19 protein-coding genes and 1 riboswitch are annotated in these 23,452 nt (G+C 47.4%); all 19 genes read left to right on the forward strand.

Annotated features, from left to right (window positions below; translation table 11 throughout):
* Window positions 1-17: 17 nt before the first annotated feature.
* The 19 genes from Selli1_RS12765 (at window position 18) to isdE (ending at window position 23,451) form a co-directional block, all read left to right on the forward strand.
* The gene (locus Selli1_RS12765; protein ID WP_281844967.1) at window positions 18-1,373 is read left to right on the forward strand and encodes a S1C family serine protease; all 1,356 of its coding nucleotides are present in this window, start codon (window positions 18-20) and stop codon (window positions 1,371-1,373) included.
* Between the two features lie 73 nt (window positions 1,374-1,446).
* A complete protein-coding gene (locus tag Selli1_RS12770; RefSeq protein ID WP_162610214.1) occupies window positions 1,447-2,436 on the forward strand; it encodes a 3'-5' exonuclease in 990 nt (329 codons plus the stop codon).
* Between the two features lie 24 nt (window positions 2,437-2,460).
* The gene (locus Selli1_RS12775; RefSeq protein WP_281873156.1) at window positions 2,461-6,033 is read left to right on the forward strand and encodes an ABC transporter ATP-binding protein/permease; all 3,573 of its coding nucleotides are present in this window, start codon (window positions 2,461-2,463) and stop codon (window positions 6,031-6,033) included.
* A 46-nt stretch (window positions 6,034-6,079) separates the two neighbouring features.
* A complete protein-coding gene (locus Selli1_RS12780) occupies window positions 6,080-7,147 on the forward strand; it encodes an FAD:protein FMN transferase (RefSeq protein WP_281873157.1) in 1,068 nt (355 codons plus the stop codon).
* 238 nt (window positions 7,148-7,385) lie between these two features.
* Window positions 7,386-7,586: riboswitch (cobalamin riboswitch) on the forward strand.
* Window positions 7,587-7,786: 200 nt separating this feature from the next.
* Window positions 7,787-8,890, forward strand: coding sequence for an ABC transporter substrate-binding protein (locus Selli1_RS12785; RefSeq protein WP_281873158.1), 1,104 nt, complete (start codon window positions 7,787-7,789; stop codon window positions 8,888-8,890).
* Between the two features lie 25 nt (window positions 8,891-8,915).
* Window positions 8,916-9,965 carry a FecCD family ABC transporter permease gene (locus Selli1_RS12790; RefSeq protein ID WP_281873159.1) on the forward strand — a complete coding sequence of 350 codons (1,050 nt, stop codon included), beginning with the start codon at window positions 8,916-8,918 and terminating at the stop codon, window positions 9,963-9,965.
* Window positions 9,962-10,720 carry an ABC transporter ATP-binding protein gene (locus Selli1_RS12795; protein WP_281873160.1) on the forward strand — a complete coding sequence of 253 codons (759 nt, stop codon included), beginning with the start codon at window positions 9,962-9,964 and terminating at the stop codon, window positions 10,718-10,720. Before Selli1_RS12790 ends, Selli1_RS12795 begins: the two co-directional genes overlap by 4 nt.
* Before the next feature lie 145 nt (window positions 10,721-10,865).
* Window positions 10,866-11,858 carry a Fic family protein gene (locus Selli1_RS12800; RefSeq protein WP_087254406.1) on the forward strand — a complete coding sequence of 331 codons (993 nt, stop codon included), beginning with the start codon at window positions 10,866-10,868 and terminating at the stop codon, window positions 11,856-11,858.
* Window positions 11,859-11,953: 95 nt separating this feature from the next.
* Entirely contained in the window at window positions 11,954-12,277 is a 324-nt protein-coding gene (locus Selli1_RS12805) for an SDR family oxidoreductase (RefSeq protein WP_191434859.1), read from the forward strand.
* Between the two features lie 115 nt (window positions 12,278-12,392).
* Window positions 12,393-13,097, forward strand: a complete 705-nt coding sequence (locus Selli1_RS12810; RefSeq protein ID WP_281873161.1) for a carboxymuconolactone decarboxylase family protein — start codon at window positions 12,393-12,395, stop codon at window positions 13,095-13,097.
* A gap of 338 nt (window positions 13,098-13,435) precedes the next feature.
* The gene (locus Selli1_RS12815) at window positions 13,436-13,735 is read left to right on the forward strand and encodes a DUF6110 family protein (RefSeq protein WP_087169497.1); all 300 of its coding nucleotides are present in this window, start codon (window positions 13,436-13,438) and stop codon (window positions 13,733-13,735) included.
* Between the two features lie 6 nt (window positions 13,736-13,741).
* A complete protein-coding gene (locus Selli1_RS12820) occupies window positions 13,742-15,829 on the forward strand; it encodes a heavy metal translocating P-type ATPase (protein ID WP_281873162.1) in 2,088 nt (695 codons plus the stop codon).
* A 251-nt stretch (window positions 15,830-16,080) separates the two neighbouring features.
* The gene (locus Selli1_RS12825; RefSeq protein ID WP_281873163.1) at window positions 16,081-16,542 is read left to right on the forward strand and encodes a Fur family transcriptional regulator; all 462 of its coding nucleotides are present in this window, start codon (window positions 16,081-16,083) and stop codon (window positions 16,540-16,542) included.
* The gene (gene srtB, locus Selli1_RS12830) at window positions 16,511-17,347 is read left to right on the forward strand and encodes a class B sortase (RefSeq protein WP_281873165.1); all 837 of its coding nucleotides are present in this window, start codon (window positions 16,511-16,513) and stop codon (window positions 17,345-17,347) included. The genes Selli1_RS12825 and srtB overlap by 32 nt, the downstream gene beginning before the upstream one ends.
* 171 nt (window positions 17,348-17,518) lie before the next feature.
* Window positions 17,519-17,992 (forward strand): hypothetical protein, encoded by a 474-nt coding sequence (locus Selli1_RS12835; protein ID WP_281873167.1) that lies wholly within the window; start codon window positions 17,519-17,521, stop codon window positions 17,990-17,992.
* Window positions 17,993-18,079: 87 nt separating this feature from the next.
* A complete protein-coding gene (locus Selli1_RS12840) occupies window positions 18,080-19,030 on the forward strand; it encodes a hypothetical protein (RefSeq protein ID WP_281873170.1) in 951 nt (316 codons plus the stop codon).
* A gap of 94 nt (window positions 19,031-19,124) precedes the next feature.
* A complete protein-coding gene (locus Selli1_RS12845) occupies window positions 19,125-21,377 on the forward strand; it encodes an FMN-binding protein (protein ID WP_281873173.1) in 2,253 nt (750 codons plus the stop codon).
* The gene (locus Selli1_RS12850; RefSeq protein WP_281873176.1) at window positions 21,378-22,418 is read left to right on the forward strand and encodes a heme-binding Shp domain-containing protein; all 1,041 of its coding nucleotides are present in this window, start codon (window positions 21,378-21,380) and stop codon (window positions 22,416-22,418) included.
* Window positions 22,399-23,451: a heme ABC transporter substrate-binding protein IsdE gene (gene isdE, locus Selli1_RS12855; RefSeq protein ID WP_281873179.1), complete on the forward strand. Its 1,053-nt coding sequence runs from the start codon at window positions 22,399-22,401 to the stop codon at window positions 23,449-23,451. Before Selli1_RS12850 ends, isdE begins: the two co-directional genes overlap by 20 nt.
* Window position 23,452 lies beyond the last annotated feature (1 nt).

The raw sequence follows: 23,452 nt of genomic DNA on the forward strand, positions 1-23,452 counted from the left end.
AAAGGAAGTGCATAATTATGAAAAAACAGTTTTTCAATTTCCATAAAAATACTGAAGAGAACAAAGACAATATGACAAATGATCAGTCACAGGGATACGAAGGATATCAGAATTACCGGAACGATTATCAGCAGAATTACCAGCAGGATTCTTTTTATCCATATGGACAGCAGACTCCGGAGCAGGATCCGCACAAGAAGTCCCCAAAGAAGAGAAAAGGCGTCAAGACGGTCGCGGCAGTTACAGGACTGGCCGTTCTCTTTGGCGGCATAGCAGGAGGAGCATTTTATGGAGTCAATTATCTGGTGGGCGGAAGCGGCAGCTCTTCCAATCAGATTGCGCGGGCGGATACAGCAAGTCTGACACAGGTCTCCTCAGGGACAACCGATACAGATCTGACGGATCTGGTCAAAGCGAGCATGCCGTTTGTTGTATCGATCCAGAATATGTCAGTGGAAGAAGTACAGAACTTCTTCGGCGGTACATCCCAGCAGGAATCCACGAGTGTAGGTTCCGGTATTATCATCGGAGAGAATGATACAGAGCTTCTGATTGTGACGAATGCTCATGTAGTAGAGAATGCAAATACCCTGACGGTAACATTTAATGACAACACCAGCCTGGAAGCCAATATCAAGGGTTCCGATTCCGATAAAGACCTTGCGGTTGTAGCTGTTCCGCTTGACAGCATCAGCAGTGATACAAAGTCAGCAATCAAGACAGCAACTCTTGGCGATTCTGATGCACTGCAGGTTGGAGAGGAAGTCATTGCAATCGGTAACGCACTTGGATACGGACAGTCCGTAACGAACGGAATTGTAAGTGCCAAGGACAGAGAGATCAGCGGATATGACGGAACTCTGATTCAGACAAACGCAGCGATCAACCCTGGTAACAGCGGCGGCGCGCTTCTGAATACAAAAGGTGAGGTCATCGGCATCAACTGTGCGAAGATCAGTGATTCGTCTGTAGAGGGTATGGGATATGCCATTCCGGTTTCCGAAGTTTCTGATATTATTCAGAATCTGATGAACCAGCAGACAAAGACAAGAGTCAGTGAAGAGGAACAGGGAAGTCTCGGAGTTCAGGTAATGGATATCGATGAGACAACGGCAGAACGTTACGGAATGCCACAGGGCGTTTATATTACAGGTCTTACACAGGATAATACAGATTCCGACCTGAAGCGTGGATATATTATTACCGCGTTGAATGGAACAACCATCTCAGATACCAGCGATCTTCAGAATGAACTGGGCTACTACCGTGCAGGTGAAGATGTTACGCTGACTGTACAGTCCGCAGGATCAGACGGGGAATACACCTCCCAGGATATTACAGTGACACTGATTTCCAGCCAGTCAAATCAGTAGGTCCGGCATACTACTTGATTTTTCCGGATACAGACCATATAATATGGTTGTACATCATGACAGGAGTGAAACGATGAACAGATACCGGAAAGAACATGACAACAAGTGGTATGAGATTACACTGAAAGATGAAAGTGTCAAGCTCGTAAAAGGGCAGCAGTCCATACCGGCGGTTAAACGAAAATATAAAGGACAGATCCGGTCAATCAGGCGGATTTCCATGCAGGGCCTGCAGGGCTGGCAGAAGGAGAGACTTGGAAATTATATCGCGTTTCTGGATCTGGAATATAATACAGGGGATCAGAATAAATACCCGACGGAAATCATTTCCGTCGGGATATTGATCGTTGAGAGGAAAAGTATGAAGGAAAAAGAATCATACTATTCTCTTGTACGCCCTAAATTTAATACTGTGCTGAATCCATACTGCATGGAGCTGACAGGACTCAGGCAGGTGGAAGTCGACCACGCGCCTGGATTCGGCCGGGTTTTTCGTGAAGTGCTGGATCTGTATCGTAAATGGAACATCCGGCAGACCTTTGTCTTTGGAAGCGCGGATAAGCCGGTCTTTCTGGATAATCTGCTTCTGAATGAAGAGGAAGAGGAGCTGTACCGGATCGGTGAAGGAATGAGGGATATTTCGCTTCAGTTATTTTTTACTTTATTTGGAAAGGACGGGAGTCTTTCCCTGGAAAAGATGGGAAGAATCCTGAATGTCTCGGTGGATGGAGCACTTCATAATGCGCTGAACGATGCGAGGCTTCTTTATTTATGCTATCGCGCAGTGATAAAGGGTGAGATTCCGCAGGACAGGCTTTCCATGGCCAGGGAGGAGCTTTTGATACGTGAGGTCTATCAGAAAAGCCGAAAATTTGAAGAGCCGATGACCGGATATCCGGAGGAGAAAAAACAGGCAGCCTATGCATTGATCGAGGAGCTGATGAGTACGGTAAAGACGGACTCGCTTCGGGAGAAAGGAAAGGTTCTGGCGCTTTGCGATGACATTCTTCTGATGACGGGGGAGAAAGCACGCTATCAGAGAGAGTATTTTCACTGGATTTAAGAATGACAAAAAAGGAGAACGTATATGCTTCAGATCAAACACATACGAAAGGAGTACCGGACGGGGAAACTGGTGCAGAAAGCACTTGATGATGTTAGTCTGAATTTAAGAGACAATGAATTTGTCGCGATCCTCGGACCGAGCGGCTCCGGAAAAACGACACTTCTGAATATTGTCGGAGGGCTGGACCGTTATGACAGCGGAGACCTGATTATCAACGGAATATCGACAAATAAGTATAAGGACAGAGACTGGGATTCCTACAGAAACCATACGATCGGATTCGTTTTTCAAAGCTACAATCTGATTCCACATCAGACGATTCTGGCAAATGTAGAGCTTGCACTTACGATTTCCGGAGTCGGGAAAGCTGAAAGGCGCGAGAGGGCTCAGAAGGCGCTGGAAGAGGTCGGACTTGGAGAACAGGTACATAAAAAACCGAACCAGCTTTCCGGAGGACAGATGCAAAGGGTTGCGATTGCGCGTGCCCTTGTCAATGACCCGGATATCCTGCTGGCGGATGAGCCGACGGGGGCGCTGGACAGCGCGACGAGTGTCCAGGTAATGGATCTTTTAAGGGAAGTGGCCAAGGACCGGCTGGTTGTCATGGTCACCCATAACCCGGAGCTGGCAGAGGAGTACGCGACCCGGATCGTTAATCTGAAAGATGGCAGGATCCGGTCGGATTCCAATCCATATGAGGTGGATGAAACTGCAATGAAGCAGCCGGAGCATCAGAACATGGGAAAATCATCCATGTCACTTCTGACTGCATTATCCCTTAGTTTTAATAATCTGAGGACAAAAAAGGCGCGGACGCTTCTGACCTCCTTTGCGGGATCAATCGGAATTATCGGAATTGCATTGATTCTTGCGCTTTCTACAGGTGTCAATCAGTATATTCAGTCAGTGGAAGAGGATACACTTTCGGAGTATCCGCTCGAAATCCAGAGCACGGGGATTGATATGACCGCCATGCTCGGAGACGGAGGCGGGGAAGAGAAAGAGGCCGGCGATGTGGATGTGATCCAGATGGTCAGCAATATGTTTTCTACCATGGATTCCAATGATCTGGAATCCTTAAAAAAGTATCTGGAGAGCGGTGAGAGTGATATCAAAGACTATACCAATGCGGTGGAATACTCTTATTCTGTATCTCCACAGATTTACCGTGAAGATGGAGATTCCATCCGGCAGGTGAATCCGGACCGCTCATTTGATGCACTTGGATTCGGATCAGCCTCCGGGTCCAACAGTATGATGTCCTCCATGATGAGTACGGACATGTTTTATGAAATGCCGGAAAATGAAAATCTCTATAAAGAGCAGTACGATGTAAAGGCCGGTCGATGGCCGGAGAATTATAATGAGTGTGTGGTCGTCCTGACGGCAAACGGGAACGTCAGTGACTTTATGCTTTATACACTCGGACTTCGGGATGCTGTGGAACTGGATGAGATGATCCGGCAGTTTATCAATGAAGAAGATATCGAAACACCGGAAAATATGGGAAGCTATTCCTATGAAGATTTTCTCGGTATTACCTTTAAACTGGTCAACAGTGCGGACTATTATACGTACGACAGTCAGTATGGTGTCTGGACAGACAAATCCGGCAATGAAACCTATATGAAAGATCTCGTGAAAAACGGGGAAGATCTCAAGGTAGTAGGTGTTGTCCAGCCTGCAGAAGATGCCAATGCAGTGGCACTTTCTTCCGGAATCGGCTACCCGTCTTCTTTGACCCGGCATGTGGCAGAAGAGGCGGAAGACAGTGAGATCGTAAAACAGCAGATTGCGAATCCAGACGTCAATGTCTTTACCGGGGAGGCGTTCGGTGAGACAGAAAGCCAGAACGGGCTGGATATGAACTCGTTATTTACCGTCAATACGAATGCACTGGAAAATGCTTTTCAGTTCAACAGCGATGCGCTCTCAGGCAGCCTTTCCGGGACAGTGGATTTTTCCGACCTGTTCCAGATGGATGGAAACACTCTGGACCTTTCCGGAATGGTGGATCTTTCCGGAATCCAGATCGAGCTTCCGGATGCAGGCAGTCTGAATCTGAATGATCTGATGGGGAATCTGAACCTGACTGTTTCGGCGGAAGGGATGACAAAACTGGCGGGAAATCTGATTTCCGGCTATCAGGACTACGCAAAAGAGCATCCGGAGGCAGATTATTCGGGGCTGAGCGAAGACTTTGCAGGATATTTGAAAAGTACGGACGCACAGAAGATTCTCAAAGAAAATATTCTGGAGATCATTGAATCAAACGGCGGCGTCACCGCATCGGTTGAACAGATTCAGAACCTCTTCCATGAAGTTTTAAGCGGTTTTATGGAGTATGCGTCGGAGCATGGATATACGGATTCGGAGAGGTTTGATGAATATCTTCTGGAATACCTTCAGACACCGGCTGCGGCAGAGATCATCAACAGTTGGGGCAGCAGGATCTTTGATTCTGTACAGGATATTTCCATCACTACAGAGCAGCTTCAGAAGATTGCCCGGGAGATGGTAGCCGGATATCTGGATTACGCAGAAAAGAATCAGCTGCCGGATCTGACAAAGATGGATGACTATTTTGTCAGCTACCTGAATACAGATGCGGGGAAAGAAGCGCTTTCCTCCGGAATTTCGGAGATAGTTGATATGGAGAGCCTGCAGTCGCAGGTTGGTACGGCCCTTGAGAGCTATATGAAAGAGGTTATGGGCGCCTATACAGGAGCTATTTCAGACGCGCTGGAAACCCAGATCAGTTCTGCCATGAGCCAGGTGGTAAGCCGGATAAGCGCCGGAATGGAGACGGTGATGCAAAGAGCAATGAGCCGGGTGGGAACGAGCCTTCAGGAGGCCATGGGAGATGCCATGACCATCGATGCAGACGCCTTTGCCAATGCGTTTGAAATGAACATGAGTGAGGAGGAGCTCTCCGAGCTGATGATGTCCATGCAGTCTACGGGAGAGACTTCCTATGACAGTAATTTAAGAAATCTGGGATATGTGGATTTTGATGTCCCGACAGGTATTGCCATTTATCCAAAGGATTTTGAGGGCAAAGAAGAAGTCGTAAAGATTCTGGACGGCTATAATAGTCAGATGGAGGCACAGGGAAAAGACGAGCAGGTGATCACCTACACAGATATGGTTGGTACTCTTATGTCTTCGGTTACGGATATTATCGATATTATCAGCTATGTACTGATCGCCTTTGTGGCCATTTCTCTGGTGGTTTCTTCCATCATGATCGGTGTCATTACCTACATCAGCGTGCTGGAGAGGAAAAAGGAAATTGGAATCCTGCGGGCCATCGGAGCCTCAAAGGCAAATATTTCCCAGGTATTCAATGCGGAAACCTTTATCATCGGACTTTGTGCCGGACTGATTGGAATCGGGCTTTCCCTTCTGATTCTCATACCGGGAAATGCCCTGATCCATCACCTTGCAGATACGAATGAGGTAAGCGCCGTGCTCCCTGTAGTGCCGGCACTGATTCTGATCGCGTTAAGTGTCGTACTTACGCTGCTTGGCGGATTGATTCCTTCCAGAAAAGCTGCAAAGAGTGATCCGGTGACAGCACTTCGTACCGAATAATAATATATAAAATCTCATTAAAAGCAATGTAAAAGGCGGTTCAGACATGAGAAGATATAAGACAGAAAATAACTACCGTACAGGGACAGCAGCGTTTGTGCTTCTGTGCAGTCTTGCTTTGACGGCATGTCAGGGAGCACAGAATACAGGCGGCAATAGTCAGGAGGAATCCAGAAAAGAGTTTTTCGCCATGGATACCTATATGACCTTTACCGCTTACGGGGACAATGCCGGCGAAGCGCTGGAAAAGGCGGAGAAAGAGATTCATACACTGGAGTCCGAGTGGTCCGTCACGGATGAAAACAGCGAAATTTACGCGGTCAATCACAGTAATGGAAATGTGGTGACGCTCAGTGAGGATACAGCAGGTGTTGTCAGCTTTGCCCTGGAAATGGCAAAAGAGACCGATGGGGCGTTGGAACCTACGATTTATCCGGTGCTGACTGCATGGGGGTTTACAACTGACGAAAACCGGATTCCGGGAAATGAGGAGATTCAGTCGCTTCTTAGCCGGGTCGGCTACGAAAAAGTGGAGCTGAACGGGCAGAAAATACACCTGCCGGAAGGTATGGAACTGGATTTGGGAGCGGTAGGAAAAGGCTATGCCGGTGATCTGACAGCAGAGATTGTAAAAGAAAGCGGGGTAACGTCTGCCCTTCTAAATATCGGCGGCAATGTTCAGACCGTGGGATCCAGACCGGATGGAAATGACTGGCGGCTTGCTATACGGAGTCCTTACGGGGACGGAGAAGTCGGTGTACTGGAAGTGTCAGACTGTGCCGTGGTGACCTCCGGAAATTATGAGAGGTATTTTACCGGAGAGGACGGAAAACGATACGGACATATCCTTGATCCGAAGACCGGATATCCGGTGGATAACGGACTGGCTTCTGTGACGATTGTGACCGAGGAAGGAAAGACGGGAGATGCCCTTTCCACCTCCATGTTCGTAAAAGGACTGGAAGGTGCGCAGGAATACTGGAAATCTCATGAGGGATTTGACATGATTCTGATGACAGAAGATGGAGAAATCTATCTGACAGAAGGCATTGAGAACAATTTTACCTTGACTGACAGCTTCAGCAATATGGAGAAACATATTATCAGAAGATAGAGGAGGGAGCGGAAAAGACGCGTCTTTCTCCGGATTCCGATTTATAAGGATGGGAAGCCGTTTCTGCGTAATTATTGCATGTTCTGGAAGAAAGACCGGAGCAACTATTACATGGAAGAGTTTGCTGAGATTCTGCACTGGCTTTTAGAAAAAAGCATAGGGAGAATGTCCGGTGGGAACTGCGGTTGCAATTGACGCCAAAGTATGCTAAATTGGGAACTGTAATATTTCCTGTTAGAATTGAATAACTTTATCAAGTGAAGAATTCCTTTGTCAAAGAGGATGAATTTTAAAAGGGAACGGAGTGGAAATCTCCGGCGATCCGGTCACTGTAAGCAAGGAGTCTGTCCCAATTTATGTCATTGCGGCAATGCCGTGAGAAGGCCGGGACAGGCAAGGAGAGGCAAGCCAGGAAACCTGCTTGATAGAGAAGATGAAGCTTCCGTGTAAAGCAGACATCTGAAAATATGGGCGGCGGTCTTTGCCTGTCCATATGTTTTTGTCATGCCTGCTTATAAAAAGCAGGTTTTTTTGTTCTGCAAAACGAATCTTCCGGTAAGTAGGAATATGGATCTGACGGGTAAGCCAAAGATCCTGTAACAGGAAAGGAAAATATACCGAAAGAAAGAAGGAGAGAACATGAAACAGAACATGGTGAAAAAGGTACTGGCGTGTCTTCTGACAGCCACAATGGCGGTGGGACTTTCCGCCTGTGGAGGCAGTGACGGAAACAACAGCGGGGATGCGGGCAGAATCAGCTCTGATCAGGTGAAAGAGGACAATCAGGCTGCAGATGACGGTTCGTCTGACAGCAAGGACACCACAGAGAGTACGAAAAAAACCGAATATCCGCTGACAATCACGACTTATGGCCGGGATGGCGCCGAGTATACGATGACTTATGAGAAGGCGCCGGAAAAGGTGGCAGCGGTTTACCAGGGATCGGTGGAGACGCTGCTTGCTCTTGGACTGGAGGACCGGATTGTAGCGACGGCAGGGCTTGATAATGAGGTGCCGGATGATCAGAAAGCCGCATTTTCCAAAACAGACTATCTGGACGAGTTTACACCGTCCAAAGAGACAATGACGATGCTGGAACCGGATATGATTTTTTCCTGGGTATCCCTTTTTGATGAGGATAACCTTGGAAGCCCGGATGAATGGATTCAAAAAGGAACAAATGTCTATATCAATACGAATACCGCGGTGAAAGAAGATTCTCTGGAAAATGAATATAACGATATCCTGAACATTGGAAAGATTTTTGATGTGCAGGACCGTGCAGAAGAGATCGTAAATCAAATGAAAGAGACCGTAGAACACGTAAAAACGCTGGCCGAAGAACAGGAAGAAAAGCCGTCTGTCATGGTGGTGGAGAGCATGAATGATACCTTTACCAATTATGGCGCGGCAAGCATTGCGGGGGACATGGTGACCCAGCTTGGTGCCAGCCTTGCAAATCCGGACGCATCCACGGTTGGAAAGGAAGACATTTTAGCGGCAGATCCGGATGTGATTTTTGTCGTCTACATGCCATATACCGGGGATGATCCGGAAACGGTGAAGCAGGAAAATCTGGATAAGATTCTGGAAGATGAAGCCTTTCAGAGCATGAGCGCCGTGAAAAATGACCGGGTTGTTCCGATTATGTTAAGTGAGATGTACGCAAGTGCGACAAGGACGCAGGACGGGATTGAGACTATCGCCAGAGGCCTGTATCCGGATCTGGATCTGAACGAATAGAGGGAGCATGATGAAAAGAGGAGCGATGAAAACAAAGACATATGGAATTCTGATTCTTGGGCTGTCTGCGGCTCTTATACTGTCACTTTTTACGGCGGTACTGTTTGGAAATGCGGATCTGTCCTTTCAGGATGTGTACCGTGTGATCGGATATGAGGTCTTTCATACAGAGAGCATGTCTGCCTACGGCCAGGGAGCTGTCCATGATGTAGTCTGGCAGATCCGTCTGCCGAGAGTGCTGATGGCGGCAGCAGTGGGGACGGGGCTTTCCGTGTGCGGCGTTGTCATGCAGGCAGTTGTCAAAAATCCTCTGGCGGACCCGTATGTCCTTGGCGTCTCCTCCGGGGCATATCTGGGAGCAGCGGCATCCATTCTACTTGGGATCGGGGCCGTATTTGGAGATCAGGGTATGGGGATTATGGCCTTTTTCGGGGCTCTGGCAGCGTCCTTTGGTGTGCTTTTTATTTCCGGCATCGGAGGACGCACGAGCGCGGGGAAACTGATTCTGGCCGGAATGGCGGTCAGTACCGTCTGCTCCGCGTTTGCGAACTTCCTGATTTATATTTCCCAGAACCGGGAAGCAACGACTCAGATTTCCTACTGGAGCATGGGAAGTCTTGCCACGGCTGACTGGGACAATGTGCCGGTTGTTCTTCCGGTCATGATAGTCGCAACACTGATTTTCTGGACTCAATCCCGGAAGCTGAATCTGATGCTTTTGGGCGATGAGACAGCGGTGACACTTGGGACCGACCTCCACCGGGTGCGGATCGTGTATCTGATTCTTTCCTCCCTGATGGTAGGAACGGCAGTCTGTGCGGCAGGAATGATCGGATTTGTCGGGCTGATTATTCCCCATGCAGTGCGGATGTGCCTTGGAACAGATCATAAAAGGCTCGTCCCTGTCAGCGCACTGACCGGAGCGGTCTTTCTGATCTGGGCGGATGTGGCCTGCAGGGTCATTCTGGACTATGCGGAACTGCCGATCGGAATTTTAGTCTCTCTGATCGGCGCCCCGTGCTTTATTTATCTGATGATAAGGAAATCCTATGGATTTGGAGGTGGGGAAGCGTGAAAATCAATACGGAAGATCTCCACCTTTTCTACGGAGCAAAGGAGATTTTAAAGGGAATCAGCATCCAGAGTAAGGAGAAGGAATTTATCGGACTGATCGGGCCGAACGGAAGTGGAAAATCAACGCTTCTCAAGTGCATTTACCGGACTTTGAAACCGGATCAGGGTGCTGTCTATCTGGACGGAGAAGAGCTGAGTACGATCCGCGTCAAAGATTCCGCCAGAAAACTGGCAGTGGTAGCTCAGCATAACCATTATAATTTTGATTTCACCGTACAGGAAATCGTCATGATGGGGCGGTCTCCCCACAAAAAGGCACTGGAACGGGACAATGCCGGAGACCATGCCATTGTAAAAGAAGCATTGCAGGCTGTCGGCATGTCGGAATTTGCGGACAGAAGTTTCTCCACGCTTTCCGGAGGGGAACAGCAGCGGGTTATTCTTGCAAGAGCTTTGGCCCAGCAGACGCCCTGCCTGATTCTGGATGAACCTACCAACCATCTGGACATTACCCACCAGCTTCAATTGATGCGGATTGTAAAGAATCTGAATGTGACGGTGATTTCGGCCGTCCACGACCTGAATATTGCGGCCATGTTCTGCGACCGGATTTACGCCCTCAAAGACGGCAGGATCGCAGGAGAAGGGACACCGGAGTCACTTCTGACACCGGAGTTTATCCGGGAAATCTATGATGTGGAGGCAGAAGTCGTCAAAGATAAAAAAGGACAGATGCATATTTTATTTGTGGAATAAGAGAAAAGGGATTGGACACAGGGTACTGGTGTGCAATCCCTTTTTCAGTGGATGAACTCATATAGGTGTTGAAAAATTTTTGACTTGCTGTATAATAGAGGAAGAAAGTACGCAAGATAATACGCAAGTACATGGAGGTACTGTCATGGGAGTGTATAAACCGCCTTTTACAATAACAAATGAAATATTATCATATGTATCTTCGATTTCAGAAAAGATTGGACGAATTTCGGCAACCAGTAATTTAGAATCCAAACCACATTTGAGAAGAAACAATCGTATCAAGTCCATTCATTCTTCATTGAAGATTGAAGCGAATTCTCTTTCTTTGGGGCAGGTTAGAGATGTAATCAACGGAAAGACAGTGCTTGGTGAACAAAAGGAAATTCAGGAAGTAAAAAATGCCTATGCCGCATATGAAAAAATTTCCGAGATCAATCCATACAACATAAGAGATTTGAAAAAATTTCATGGCATAATGACCAAATATGTTGTAGAAGAATCCGGTGACTTCCGTCGAGGTGAAGAAGGTGTTTTTAATGGCGATCAGTGCATTTTTATGGCACCACCTTCACGATTTGTTCCCCAGTTAATGGATGAACTTTTTGATTGGATGAAAGAAGCACAAAATAGTGTTCATCCTCTTATTTTAAGCAGCGTATTTCATTATGAATTTGTCTTTATCCATCCGTTCTCTGATGGCAATGGTAGAATGGCAAGATTATGGCATACTGCGATCCTTTCCAAGTGGAAGCCGATATTTGAATTTATTCCAATTGAGAGTCAGATCGAAAAATTTCAAGAAGAATACTATGACGCGATTGCTAAATGCCATCTGGATGGTGCATCAACAATTTTCATTGAATTTATGTTGTCACAAATTGATAAAATTCTGGATGACATTTCCATTCAGATCAGTGAAGATAATGGGCAGCTTTCGGAATACATTAAGAAACTGCTTGATGTTATGGAATATGATATTCCTTATACAAGCAATTCACTTATGGAAAAACTGGGGTTGAAATCTAAGGAAGGTTTTCGAAGAAATTATTTACGGCCGGCAGTAGACATGAATCTTATCCGTATGACAATTCCAGATAAACCTAACAGCAGGAACCAAAGATATGTAAAGATATGATATATTTAGATACCAAGCCCGGTTCAATATGAACCGGGCGCTTTTGAAACAATCATAATCTGGTCATATGTAAGAAAACAGACATTAGAAGTAAAATGCTTGCCTGTATACCGACAGAGGAACTTTTGAAGCTGGATATCCTTCAGCCGGAAAAGATCAAAGACACGTATCAATTCCATTTCTCCCGGCATTATCGTGACGCGTTGGCAATAGATGAGTTTAACGGTCCACGTGGAGATTTCTATAAAAATATGTTCGCTAAATGTCCGGCAGGCCGCCCGGGAACTGCCGATGAGGTGGCCAATGTGGCGGAACTGCTGATGAGTGAAAAGGGGACCTTCATCACTGGAGCGGATATACTCATTGACGGAGGCGCGACCGCATCGTATTTTTACGGGCCGCTGAAGCCGGAAGCATAGTTTCTGGTTATATATACCTATTCAGATTAAGTATTTGATCTTGTAAAACCGGGGTTTTATACTGTAAGAAGAGGTGGAGAGCCTGAAATTCACATAGAAACAGGAGGCAGAAACGATGACAGAAACAATGAATTTTCACAAGACAGATTCAGAATTTATGGAACGGTGGGAAGCATTTGCATATAACGAAGTTGTAAACGAACCGGGACAGACACTGGATGAGACCACCAGATATCTTGCAGTCCTTGCTGCGCTGATCGGAAGCCAGTCCGTTGACGCATACCGGTATTATCTGCCAAAGGCAGTCGAAAGCGCCCTGACTCCGGCGATGGTAAAAGAAGTCGTTTATCAGGCAGTAGATTATCTTGGTTTTGGAAGAGTGTTTCCATTCTTTGCAGCAACCAATGAAGTGTTTGAAGCAAACGGAATCCCGAATCCGGAGGAGAACCGTGGAACGACTACGATGGAAGACCGTCTGGAAAAAGGAGCTGCCGCCCAGGCTGAAATCTTCGGATCGCAGATGCTGGAAGCATGGAAAGCCGGACATATTAACCGTTGGCTTGCATCCAACTGTTTTGGAGATATTTATACAAGAAAAGGACTGGATCTCAAGCAGAGAGAGCTGATTACCTTCTGCTTTCTGGCGGCACAGGGAGGCTGTGAGCCGCAGCTGACATCCCATGCCATCGGAAATATGAATCTGGGAAATGACAAAGAATTTCTTGTACGGGTTGTCTCTCAGATTCTTCCGTACATCGGATATCCGAAAAGCCTGAATGCAAACCGCTGTATCGAAAACGCAGCGACGCAGATGGCGTAATCGTCAGGAACCCAATAGATTAAGATATGGCAAACGGACCGAAGAGAGCAGATCTCCTCGGTCCGTTTTGTTATAGAACTTAAGGGAACATCGATGATTATATGCGATATTGAGAAGATTTATCAACAAGGACAGTTAGGTTTGACTAGCCTGAAAATGTGTTGATATGCTGATATAGTATCCATATGATAATTCAGTAAAAAAGGAAGTGATGGCGCATGAAGCAGCATAGATTCTGGGCATGGGCTGCCGTGTTCTGTTTCATAATGGTATTCTATACCGGATACAAGCATAAGTAATTCAAACATCAAAAAAATTTATAGCAGGAGGTAAAACATATGTTTAGTGATTCATTGATGAAGAAAATCGGATTATTCGCAGGAGGAGTCCTTTTCGGGACGGCAGGGGTAAAGATTTTATCCAGTAAAGATGCAAAGAAAGTATATACAACGTGTACAGCGGCTGCATTGCGCGCAAAGGACTGCGTGATGAAAACGGTAACGAATGTTCAGGAAAACGCAGAGGATATTCTTGCAGAAGCACAGCAGATCAATGAGGAAAGAGCCGCAGTGGAAGAAGCGGCAGTCCAGGAGGCGGAAGAAGACGGTGCGGCCTCTTCTGACAATGGAAAGATGTAACCGCTCATGAAATATATTATCAAGCATGAGATCAAGGGCCGCCTCCGGATTCACATCGTTCAGAAAAAAATGACATGTGAGGAGGCGGATACTCTTTTCTGGTATCTGGACAGGCAGAAAAATATAACAGATGTCAAAGTGTATGAACGCACCTCAGACGCTGTCATCTGCTATACAGGAGACCGTGGTGAACTGATCCGGATGTTGAAGGAATTCCGGTACGAAAAGGTAAACGTACCGGAAAACATGATCCGGAATTCCGGGAGATCCTTGAATGCGTCATATAAAGAAAAGCTGATTGCAAAAATGCTGCTGCACTACGGATGCCGGCTTCTGGTTCCGGGACCGCTCCGGGCGGTGGTTGTGACGGCCAGGTCTTTAAAATATCTTGCAGCCGGGCTGCACTGCATCCGAAAAAGAAAGATAGAAGTCCCACTTCTGGATGCAGCGGCAATCGGCGTCTCTGTCCTGCGCCGGGACTTTAATACTGCAGGATCTGTGATGTTTCTTCTCGGAGTCGGAGAGCTTTTGGAAGAGTGGACCCATAAGAAATCAGTTGGCGATCTGGCGCGGAGCATGTCTTTGAGTATTAAGAAAGTCTGGCTGAAACGCGACGGACAGGAAATTCTTGTAAAGGCCGACAAGATCCGGAAAGGTGACATAGTGACCGTACATATGGGAAATGTCATTCCTTTTGACGGGGAAGTATCCGGCGGGGAAGGGATGGTAAACCAGGTTTCTCTTACGGGAGAGGCCATGCCGGTACGCAGAGTACAGGGACAGTCCGTCTATGCGGGTACAGTAGTTGAGGAAGGGGAACTTGATGTTCTGGTAAAAGCGGTATCAGGTTCCACCAGATTTGAAAAGATCGTGGCAATGATCGAAGATTCTGAAAAGCTGAAATCTTCTATGGAGAGCAGAGCAGAACATCTTGCCGACAGGCTCGTACCGTATACCCTGCTTGGAACCGCGGGGGTATGGCTTTTGACCCGGAATGTAACCAAAGCCTTATCCGTGCTCATGGTGGATTTTTCCTGTGCACTGAAACTGGCCATGCCTCTCACCGTACTTTCAGCAATCCGGGAGGCAGGCGGATACGGGATCACCGTGAAAGGCGGAAAATTCCTTGAGGCGGCCGCGGAAGCTGACACGGTGGTCTTTGATAAAACCGGCACGCTCACAAAGGCGAAACCAACGGTGAAAGAAGTGGTCCCGTTTGGTGATGTGCCGGAAGAGGAATGCCTGCGGATTGCGGCGTGTCTGGAGGAGCATTTCCCTCATTCCATGGCAAAAGCCGTGGTGGATGCCGCAAAGAAACGGAAGCTTGCCCACGAGGAAATGCACTCCAAAGTAGAATATATTGTTGCCCATGGGATCTCTTCCCATATTAACGGGAAAAAAGTGGTAATCGGTAGCAGTCATTTTGTATTTGACGATGAAGCATGTCAAGTCCGTCCGGAATACCGGGACAGATTCGAATCACTGCCGGACGAATATTCCCATCTGTATCTTGCCATTGAACAGGAACTGACGGCAGTGATATGTATTGAAGATCCGCTGAGAAAAGAGGCTGAGGATATGATCCGGGCATTGAGAGCGGCGGGAATAAAGAAAACCGTTATGATGACCGGCGACAGTGAGAAGACCGCAGCATCAGTCGCCCGGAGGGTCGGCGTAGACGAATATTATGCGGAAGTGCTCCCGGAAGAAAAAGCGGGGTTTGTGGAGAAAGAGAAGACGCTGGGGCATAAGGTGATCATGATCGGGGACGGAATCAATGACTCTCCGGCCCTGTCAGCGGCGGATGTAGGTGTTGCTATCAGCGATGGTGCAGAACTTGCAAGGGAAATTGCCGATATTACCATTGCGGCGGAAGACCTTCGGGAACTGGTTACACTGAAACATCTTGCAAACAGAATGATGGACCGGGTCGTAAAAAACTATCATCAGATCATCGGTATCAATGCAGGACTGATCCTTCTTGGCGTTGCAGGCATGATTCAGCCAACGTCATCAGCTCTTTTTCATAACACATCGACTTTACTGATCAGTCTCAGGAGCATGAGAAATCTGCTGACTGATGAAAAGAAATAAAAATCATTCAAAAAGGGAGATTCACGTTGTGTGCGGAATTTCCCTTTTTCTGTTAACAGTATTCTTTTATACCATGTCAAATATAAAACACCATGAATTATTGTTGATTTTTCAATGGAGTTAGTCTATACTAATTTACGGAAAGAAAAATATGACAGAATAATGATAATCAGAAGTGCATGGAGGAGTAGATATGGCTAACATATTAGTGCAAGTTCCGACGTTTTACGGGCAGAAAGCGGGATAGTATCTTGAACAGAAAAGATGAAATTATTGAGAGACTGAAAGAAAACGGATGCCGTATTACAAGACAGAGGAAGATACTGATTGACATTATTCTGGAAAATGACTGTGCAAGCTGCAAGGAAATCTTTTATAAGGCTTCGCGGGAAGACAACAGGATCGGAGTAGCGACTGTCTACCGTATGATCAATGCGTTGGAAGAGATCGGGGCGATCAACAGAAAAAATATGTACAAAGTGGAATGTGCAGAAGATCTTACAGATGAAGAGGGATGCGAGATTATTCTGGAGGACAGTACTGTGTTCCGGATGCCAAAAGAAAAGCTGGATCAGATTGTCCGGGATGGAGTCAGAAAATGTGGTTATCTTGGCAAGGGAAAGAAAATATCAAAGATTATTTATCATAGTCAGGAGATGCCGAAAAGAGAGAGCGGCATAAATGAAAATGAAAAGAAAAAAGCAGGACTGTAAAGAGGGAAAACATTTCAGTTTGTCAAAACTTTTGATCCCGGTATCCCTTGTGCTGATCAGTCTTTCTCTCGGGAACATTCTCCCGGATTATCTTGATAAACATAATTCATCCCGGACCTATGAAAACCTGAGAGAAAGCTATACAAAGATCCGGAAAGGGGACGGCGGGGAAAAGGAAAAAGACTGGTGGCTCACGGATGTGATGATCCGGTTTGACGAATTAAGAGAAGAAAATCCGGATATCGTGGCATGGATCCGGTCGGATGATCCGGAAAATACAGGAATCGATTATCCGGTTTTCTACTCGGGAGATAATGAGAAATATTTGAGACGGGATCTGTATGGCAAATCCCACATCGCCGGGAGCATCTTTCTGGAGGGACTGAACCGGCCGGATTTCGCGGATTATTATACAGTCATATACGGGCATAACATGAATGACGGGAGCATGTTCGGCGGCCTGAAAAAATACCGGAAAAAAGAATTCTGGGAAGAAAATCCGTATTTTACCCTGTACACAGAAGGGGCAGTATACCGGTATCAGATCTTTGCCTGCCACGAAGCGGAAAACGGCGGGGATGTCTATAAGATCGGATATGAACCGGGGGAGAAATATCAGAAGCTGATTGACAGTATGGTCTGTAATTCTCTGATCGACACAGGAATTCATCCGGACAGCAGTCATAAAGTAATGACGCTTTCCACATGCACTGACAGCGGATATAGCAGACGGTTCGCGGTTCATGCGGTGTGCGTGGATTCCCGGAAAACAGAAGAAACAGAAAATAGAATAAATGAGAATTAGTATCATTAGCACGGATTGACAGAAATAGAAATGGTATGATATTATCACGACAGTTAGTTGAAACTAATTCCGGTGTATGAATCTCACATACTTCATTCTTTGTTTATGTGAGATTCTTTTTAAAACAAGAGTTAGCAATAACTAACTGAATTAACTATGGAGAAAGATGATATGAAGAGTAAGAAAAAAATCGGGATCCTGATCCTTCTGGTGATAATTGCGGCCGCAGGCATCTGGTTCTATACCAGGCCAAAAGAAGTGACCAATTATGATGTGGCGTTTGAGGAAGATCAGGAAAAGCCGGAGAGTGAATCTACAACTCCTTCCGTGGGAGAGGGGATCCGGATTCCGGGATACAAATCAATAGAAATTCCTTCCGGAACAAAAGATGTGTCCGTTGAGCTGAATAACCCGGAAGAGAATCAGGTCTATTTCCGGATTTCCTTTTATCTGCCTGAGGCAGAGGAGACTATCTACACGTCAAAAATAATCAAACCGGGACAGAGTCTCTATGAGATCACGCTGGAAAAGGAGATGGAGACGGGGGAATATCCCTTGACGGTGAAGTATGAAACATTTACTGCAGACGAAGAGATGACTCCAAGGAACGGGGCGGAAGTCAACTGCACGCTTGTAGTCACATAAGAACTGCGTGAAAAAAGATACTGATGATGTTACAGTGCAAAGCACTTTAGCATAAACAAAAAACATAAACAGAGAGGAGAATCAATTATGGGATTCAGAAAAATTTTATCCGGTGCCGTTGCAACGGCGATGATATCTACGATGCTGTGCGGAACCGCATTCGCAGCGGAGCCGGCGGACGGCAGCTATACAGGAGAAATCCATTTCCTGAATGCGAACGGAACAGGAAACAACAGCATGTGTGATCCGATTTTTGTACATGAGGCAGATGTAGAACTGACGGCGGATTCTGCCGAGCTTACATTCTATGTGGCTTACCCGATCCCGGCATTCCCGGATCAGGGTACAGATGGAACTGTAAAAGATGTGAAATTTACGGTAGACGGAACAGAATATACGGCAGAATCGGACATTGCTACAAAACCGGAAAAAGAATTTGATACAACTGCAGCACTGTTTGGCGTCAATGCCGGAGACGTTCTGCCGACCCAGGTGCTTACTGTGGAGCTTCCGCGGGATGTGCTGGATGATCTGGAGGCCGGTACAGTAGCGGCCAGCGCCTATGTGAATGTGGTTATGAATTCAACACAGAATTTCTTTGTAAAGGTAACTGATCTGCAGGCGGCAGGCGGAAGCCAGGAACCGGGAGGGGACACACAGAATCAGCAGAATATGCAGATTACCGCAGATGTACAGGAAGTGGTTTCCGAACCAGAATATACGGTAACTGTTCCGGAATCTGCAAGCATGGGAACTCTGAGTACAGAGAAAGATAATGTAACAGGGTATTCAGTAGAAGTTGATGCTGCAAATCTGAACGGTGAACTGACGATTTCTGCTCCGGCAGCCGGCAGCCTGACAAACGGTGATAATACACTTGCATTTGCGAACAGTTTTGGCAGCCAGAGTGTAACAGAAGATGCAACAGGCCAAAAACTGAACGGAACGCTTACAGTTAGCGGTGAAGATGTGGCGAAAGCGGCAGCCGGAAACTACACAGGAACAACAACCTTTATGATTTCATACGCGGCGAACTAGTATATGTCAGCCGAACGATGCAGAGATCCCCGCACGATATCTTGTGTGGATCTCTCTGCTTTTCAAAAGCGGATAGTTTCGGACGGAGGAAAGAATGAGAAGAAATAGAAACAGGAAGAGATGGACCACACTTGCTCTGGCAGGCCTGCTTGCCATGACAGCCTTAACTCCGGCAGGAGCGGCGCAGGCAGCATCCGGGGAGAAGAACGGGTCATATATCAAAAGCGGGACTTATCATATCGACCAGTTTGGCGAATACGATATTAGTGCAGAAGTAACCGTTACAGACGGAAAAATTACGGATGTAACGATTGCCGGCGACAATTTCGGCGGAACATATGCGGAGGTAAACAAGGGCAAACTTCAGAGCGCCATTGACGGCATTGCCGGGAAGTTTCCCGGGCTGGCGGATGACGATGCAGAAGGAATCCGGGATCTGGATGCTGTGGCAAGTGCGACCTATTCCTCCAATGGAATTAAGGAGGCAGTCGCAGATGCACTGGGTCTGAACCTTGCTGAGGAATCTGCGGAGGATGTTCCGGAGAAAATACCGGATCCGGGTATCTATGACGTGACCGTTGCGGTACGAAGCGATGTGGTAGATCACAGCCTTGTTCAGACTGAAACGGCAAAAGCTCTTCTGACGGTCAGTGAAAACGGACAGATGAGTCTTTCTTACACGATGGTTTCCGGAACGGAACAAGAACCGATGTATATCCTCGGGTTTAACGGCTATTACAAAGACAACAACCCGGCCGGGGAACTTTCCATGGAGAACGTAACTTATACAACGGAACAGCGGGGAGGTTATGAAGTGGTGACGGACGTCACATTTCCGCTTACCGGGCTGAGCCGGTATTATTATAACAACACTAAGATTTATGTACCGGCTATGAGCGCCTTAAACGGCGAAATCAACGGCATACACTTTGAAAACGGAAGGTTCAGCGTAAAAACTATCGTTACCATGTACTGGAATACACTGACAAGACACGGCAGCGGAGAAACCGGACAGCAGTCTATGGAAATTACTGCCAATGTTTCCAATCAGGCATCGAAGCCGGACGGCATGATCATGATCCCGGAATCCCTTTCCATGGGAAAACTGGAGACAACTGTCGATAATGTACAGCCCTATGAGATTCGTGTATCTGATGTTGAACCGGGCGAGACGGTCACGGTAAGTGCACCGGCGGGCGGAAATCTTTACAGCGGACAGAAAACGCTTCCTTTTGGAAATGACTTTGGCTCACAGACAGCTTCGGGTACCGGAGCGGCAAAAGCGGCCGGTACAGAGACGGGTATTGTACTGAACGGTAATATTACTATCAAAGGAAAAGATGTTGCGGCGGCATCTCCGGGAAATTATACGGGAACCGCAACCTTTACCATTACCTATGGCGATAAAACAGAGAATACAGATGAGGAAGAGAAACCGGATGACTCGAAAGATCCGGAGGATCCGGGAGACACAGAACTGGATATTCACAACCTGGAAGACGGCACTTACGCAGTGACGGGCAGGATGGTAAAGGTGGACCAGTCCACACTTTCCATGGCAGATAATGCCATCAACCATACGATCAGGCTGACTGTAAAAGATGGCGTCTATTCAGTCACATTGGATATGAAAGGGATGAATATCAGCGGGAAACTCGGGTATCTTGGCGGGCTTCAGTATTTTCTTACCGGATATACGAAAGATCAGTACGGATATCCGCAGGGAGAACTGGAAGATGCAGTGGTAGACTCTTATCAGACAGATGAAAACGGTGACCGGATCCGTGATGAATACGGTACGGACTATCCGGATCTTGTTACGTTCAAACTGATTCCGGAAGCTCTGGATGATGGATTTGTCCCTCTCAAAGTTTATGTGCCGGTGATGGAATCGATATCTGAAGGTCTGGGTGACCAGTCAGTCTATCTGGCTCTTGACTGGGCGACTTTGAAAGCTGCGGAGGAAGATGATCCGTCGTTTTCAGATGACGATGAACCGGGAAGCAATAACGATAATACGGGAGACAAGGATGACGGTTCCGGCCAGGGAGGATTGACAGGTGGAAGTGGTCTTGGGAACAGTACACTTCCGGGTGGAAGCAGCCTTGGGGGCAGTTCCCTTGGCGGCAATTCGCTGAAAAGCGGTTCCCTTGGCGGAAGTTCTCTTGGAGGAAGCAGTCTGAAGTCTGCATCCGGTGTAAAGACAGATGATACTTCTTCAAACTCGGGTCTGTGGATCGCAGTACTGGCTGCAGGATGCATCTGTCTGGGTGCGGGTGTACTGACAACTGTTCGTTCCGGCAGGCGGAAAAGAAAACAAGACAGGGAACAGAGGCGGGAAAAATAGATGAAGATAAGAAAAAAAGTTAAAAATAAAGGAATCGGGTTTCTGGCCGCTGTACTCTTTGTTTTTGCAGGAGTGTGGACAACAGCATTCCCGGTACAGGCGGCATCCGGGAACGTTTATACCTGTACGGTTCATCCATGCTACGCCCATCCGGTTACCGGTGAAATAGAAGATTCCGGCGGCGAGGCATCTTACGCCACCGGTCAGGGCATGGTAGACGGAGTGGTGTACACAACGGGAATTCTGGAACTGACGGACAGCGGAGAATACTATCTGACAGTCCGGTTCAGCCTGATGGATCAGACTTCCGGACACAGTTTCTGGGTGCAGAATGTAGGCGACAGCGGCTGGGCAACACCGGCAGTTGGAGTAACCGGAAACGGAACGGACGACAATGGTACAACGGCAGACATCTGCATACAGGTGCCGGGCGAGAACTGTGTAGTCCGCTGTTCTATGTACGTGGCGCCTATGGGACGAGATGTAGTCTTTTACCTGTATCCGAGTGATTACGCTGCCGGAAACAATACAAATATGAATGCGACCATGGTGACAGATGCATCCGGAAACGGAGAAACATCGACAGCGGACAGCTCCGGCAGTGCAGGTACGGAAAGTGGAACAGGAGATACCGGAAGCACAAATACCGGAAGTGGAATTACAGGGGGCGGTTCCAATCTGTCAGGTTCCTCACTTTCAGGCAGTTCCGGTTTGACGTCCTCCGGAAATACGGACACAGAATCCGGAGAAGGAAGTACGGAGACACCGGCACTGTCCAGTTCCATAGATGAAGCGGCTCAGCCGTCCACGTCTACGGATACGGAACTTGACGAGGCACAGGGATTAAGTCTTTCCACAGCAACGGATGCATCCGAAGAGGCGGAAAAGACGGCGGGTTCCGGTGTAGGAGGCCCTTTTGCCGTCGGAGCGGCAGTCACAGTTTCCGGTCTGATTCTGATGGGTACAGCGGCAGTGATTATCTTTTTCTTCCGAAAGAACTGGAAACGCTGGGGTGGAGGTTATGATGACGATGAAGTATAGCCAGATCAAAGGAAAAAGCAGAATTTCCGTACTTGCAGCCGTTGCGGTTCTTTCCTGTAGCCTGTTTACAGGATGTGTGGATCAAAGCGCTGGAAACACGGATAAAACTACTGAGGGCAACAGTGCTTCCACGCAGAGCGGGAGTGTCAGTACCATGCTTGAAATCACAGATCCGGAAGAAAAGGCCGCTGTAGAAGCAGCAAAAGCCAAAGTAAAGGGAATGGGGGAAAAACCGAAGATTATTGCCACATCTCCTTCTACGGCAGAGATCTGTGACCGGCTGGAGCTCGACCTGACCGGCGTATGTTCAAGCTCTGTTTCGGAACTTCCGAAGCGGTATGACGAAGTGAAAGAAGTTGGAACCGCTATGGCTCCTGATATGGAGATTGTGGCTTCCTTAGACCCGGACTGGATTTTGAGTCCTGCCACCCTTCAGTCGGATCTGCAGCCGAAATACGAAGCCATCAATACGGACTGGGCATTTTTAAATCTCAGAAGTGTTCAGGGGATGTACCGCTCTATTCAGGAACTGGGCGAAATTTTTGGAAGAGAAGAGCAGGCACAGACCATGGTGGACGAGTTTACGGCGTTTTATGAGGATTACAAAAATAAGAACGAAGGAAAGGATGCTCCGAAAGTTCTGATCCTGATGGGTCTTCCGGGAAGCTATATCATTGCCACGGAAAATTCCTATGTGGGAAGTCTGGTGGAACTGGCAGGGGGTGAGAACGTCTACGCCGGGACGGACCAGGAATTCCTTACGGTGAATACCGAGGATATGAAGACGAAAGAGCCGGATGTGATTCTGCGTGCGGCACATGCGCTCCCGGATCAGATCGTGGAGATGTTCAACGAAGAATTTGCCACTGATGATATCTGGCAGCATTTTGACGCTGTGAAGAACGGACGGGTATACGATCTGACCTATGAATATTTTGGTATGAGCGCGAACTTCAATTATCCGGAAGCACTGGAGGAACTCCAGCCGATGCTTTATCCGGAGAATGAAGAGGATGAGAAACAGGAAAAGTAAG

The organism is Sellimonas catena (genome assembly GCF_027924685.1).
Lineage (GTDB): Bacteria > Bacillota > Clostridia > Lachnospirales > Lachnospiraceae > Sellimonas > Sellimonas catena.

What these genes read in the sequence shown, in the direction of transcription:
- Selli1_RS12800 (WP_087254406.1), top strand. Translation starts at nt 10,866, where the DNA reads ATGGGAGTGTATAAACCGCCTTTTACAATAACAAATGAAATATTATCA.
- Selli1_RS12835 (WP_281873167.1), top strand. Translation starts at nt 17,519, where the DNA reads ATGAAGAGTAAGAAAAAAATCGGGATCCTGATCCTTCTGGTGATAATT.
- Selli1_RS12815 (WP_087169497.1), top strand. Translation starts at nt 13,436, where the DNA reads ATGTTTAGTGATTCATTGATGAAGAAAATCGGATTATTCGCAGGAGGA.
- Selli1_RS12810 (WP_281873161.1), top strand. Translation starts at nt 12,393, where the DNA reads ATGACAGAAACAATGAATTTTCACAAGACAGATTCAGAATTTATGGAA.
- srtB (WP_281873165.1), top strand. Translation starts at nt 16,511, where the DNA reads ATGAAAATGAAAAGAAAAAAGCAGGACTGTAAAGAGGGAAAACATTTC.
- Selli1_RS12850 (WP_281873176.1), top strand. Translation starts at nt 21,378, where the DNA reads ATGAAGATAAGAAAAAAAGTTAAAAATAAAGGAATCGGGTTTCTGGCC.
- Selli1_RS12820 (WP_281873162.1), top strand. Translation starts at nt 13,742, where the DNA reads ATGAAATATATTATCAAGCATGAGATCAAGGGCCGCCTCCGGATTCAC.
- Selli1_RS12775 (WP_281873156.1), top strand. Translation starts at nt 2,461, where the DNA reads ATGCTTCAGATCAAACACATACGAAAGGAGTACCGGACGGGGAAACTG.
- Selli1_RS12790 (WP_281873159.1), top strand. Translation starts at nt 8,916, where the DNA reads ATGAAAACAAAGACATATGGAATTCTGATTCTTGGGCTGTCTGCGGCT.
- Selli1_RS12845 (WP_281873173.1), top strand. Translation starts at nt 19,125, where the DNA reads ATGAGAAGAAATAGAAACAGGAAGAGATGGACCACACTTGCTCTGGCA.
- Selli1_RS12805 (WP_191434859.1), top strand. Translation starts at nt 11,954, where the DNA reads ATGCTTGCCTGTATACCGACAGAGGAACTTTTGAAGCTGGATATCCTT.
- Selli1_RS12840 (WP_281873170.1), top strand. Translation starts at nt 18,080, where the DNA reads ATGGGATTCAGAAAAATTTTATCCGGTGCCGTTGCAACGGCGATGATA.
- Selli1_RS12780 (WP_281873157.1), top strand. Translation starts at nt 6,080, where the DNA reads ATGAGAAGATATAAGACAGAAAATAACTACCGTACAGGGACAGCAGCG.
- isdE (WP_281873179.1), top strand. Translation starts at nt 22,399, where the DNA reads ATGATGACGATGAAGTATAGCCAGATCAAAGGAAAAAGCAGAATTTCC.
- Selli1_RS12785 (WP_281873158.1), top strand. Translation starts at nt 7,787, where the DNA reads ATGAAACAGAACATGGTGAAAAAGGTACTGGCGTGTCTTCTGACAGCC.
- Selli1_RS12770 (WP_162610214.1), top strand. Translation starts at nt 1,447, where the DNA reads ATGAACAGATACCGGAAAGAACATGACAACAAGTGGTATGAGATTACA.
- Selli1_RS12765 (WP_281844967.1), top strand. Translation starts at nt 18, where the DNA reads ATGAAAAAACAGTTTTTCAATTTCCATAAAAATACTGAAGAGAACAAA.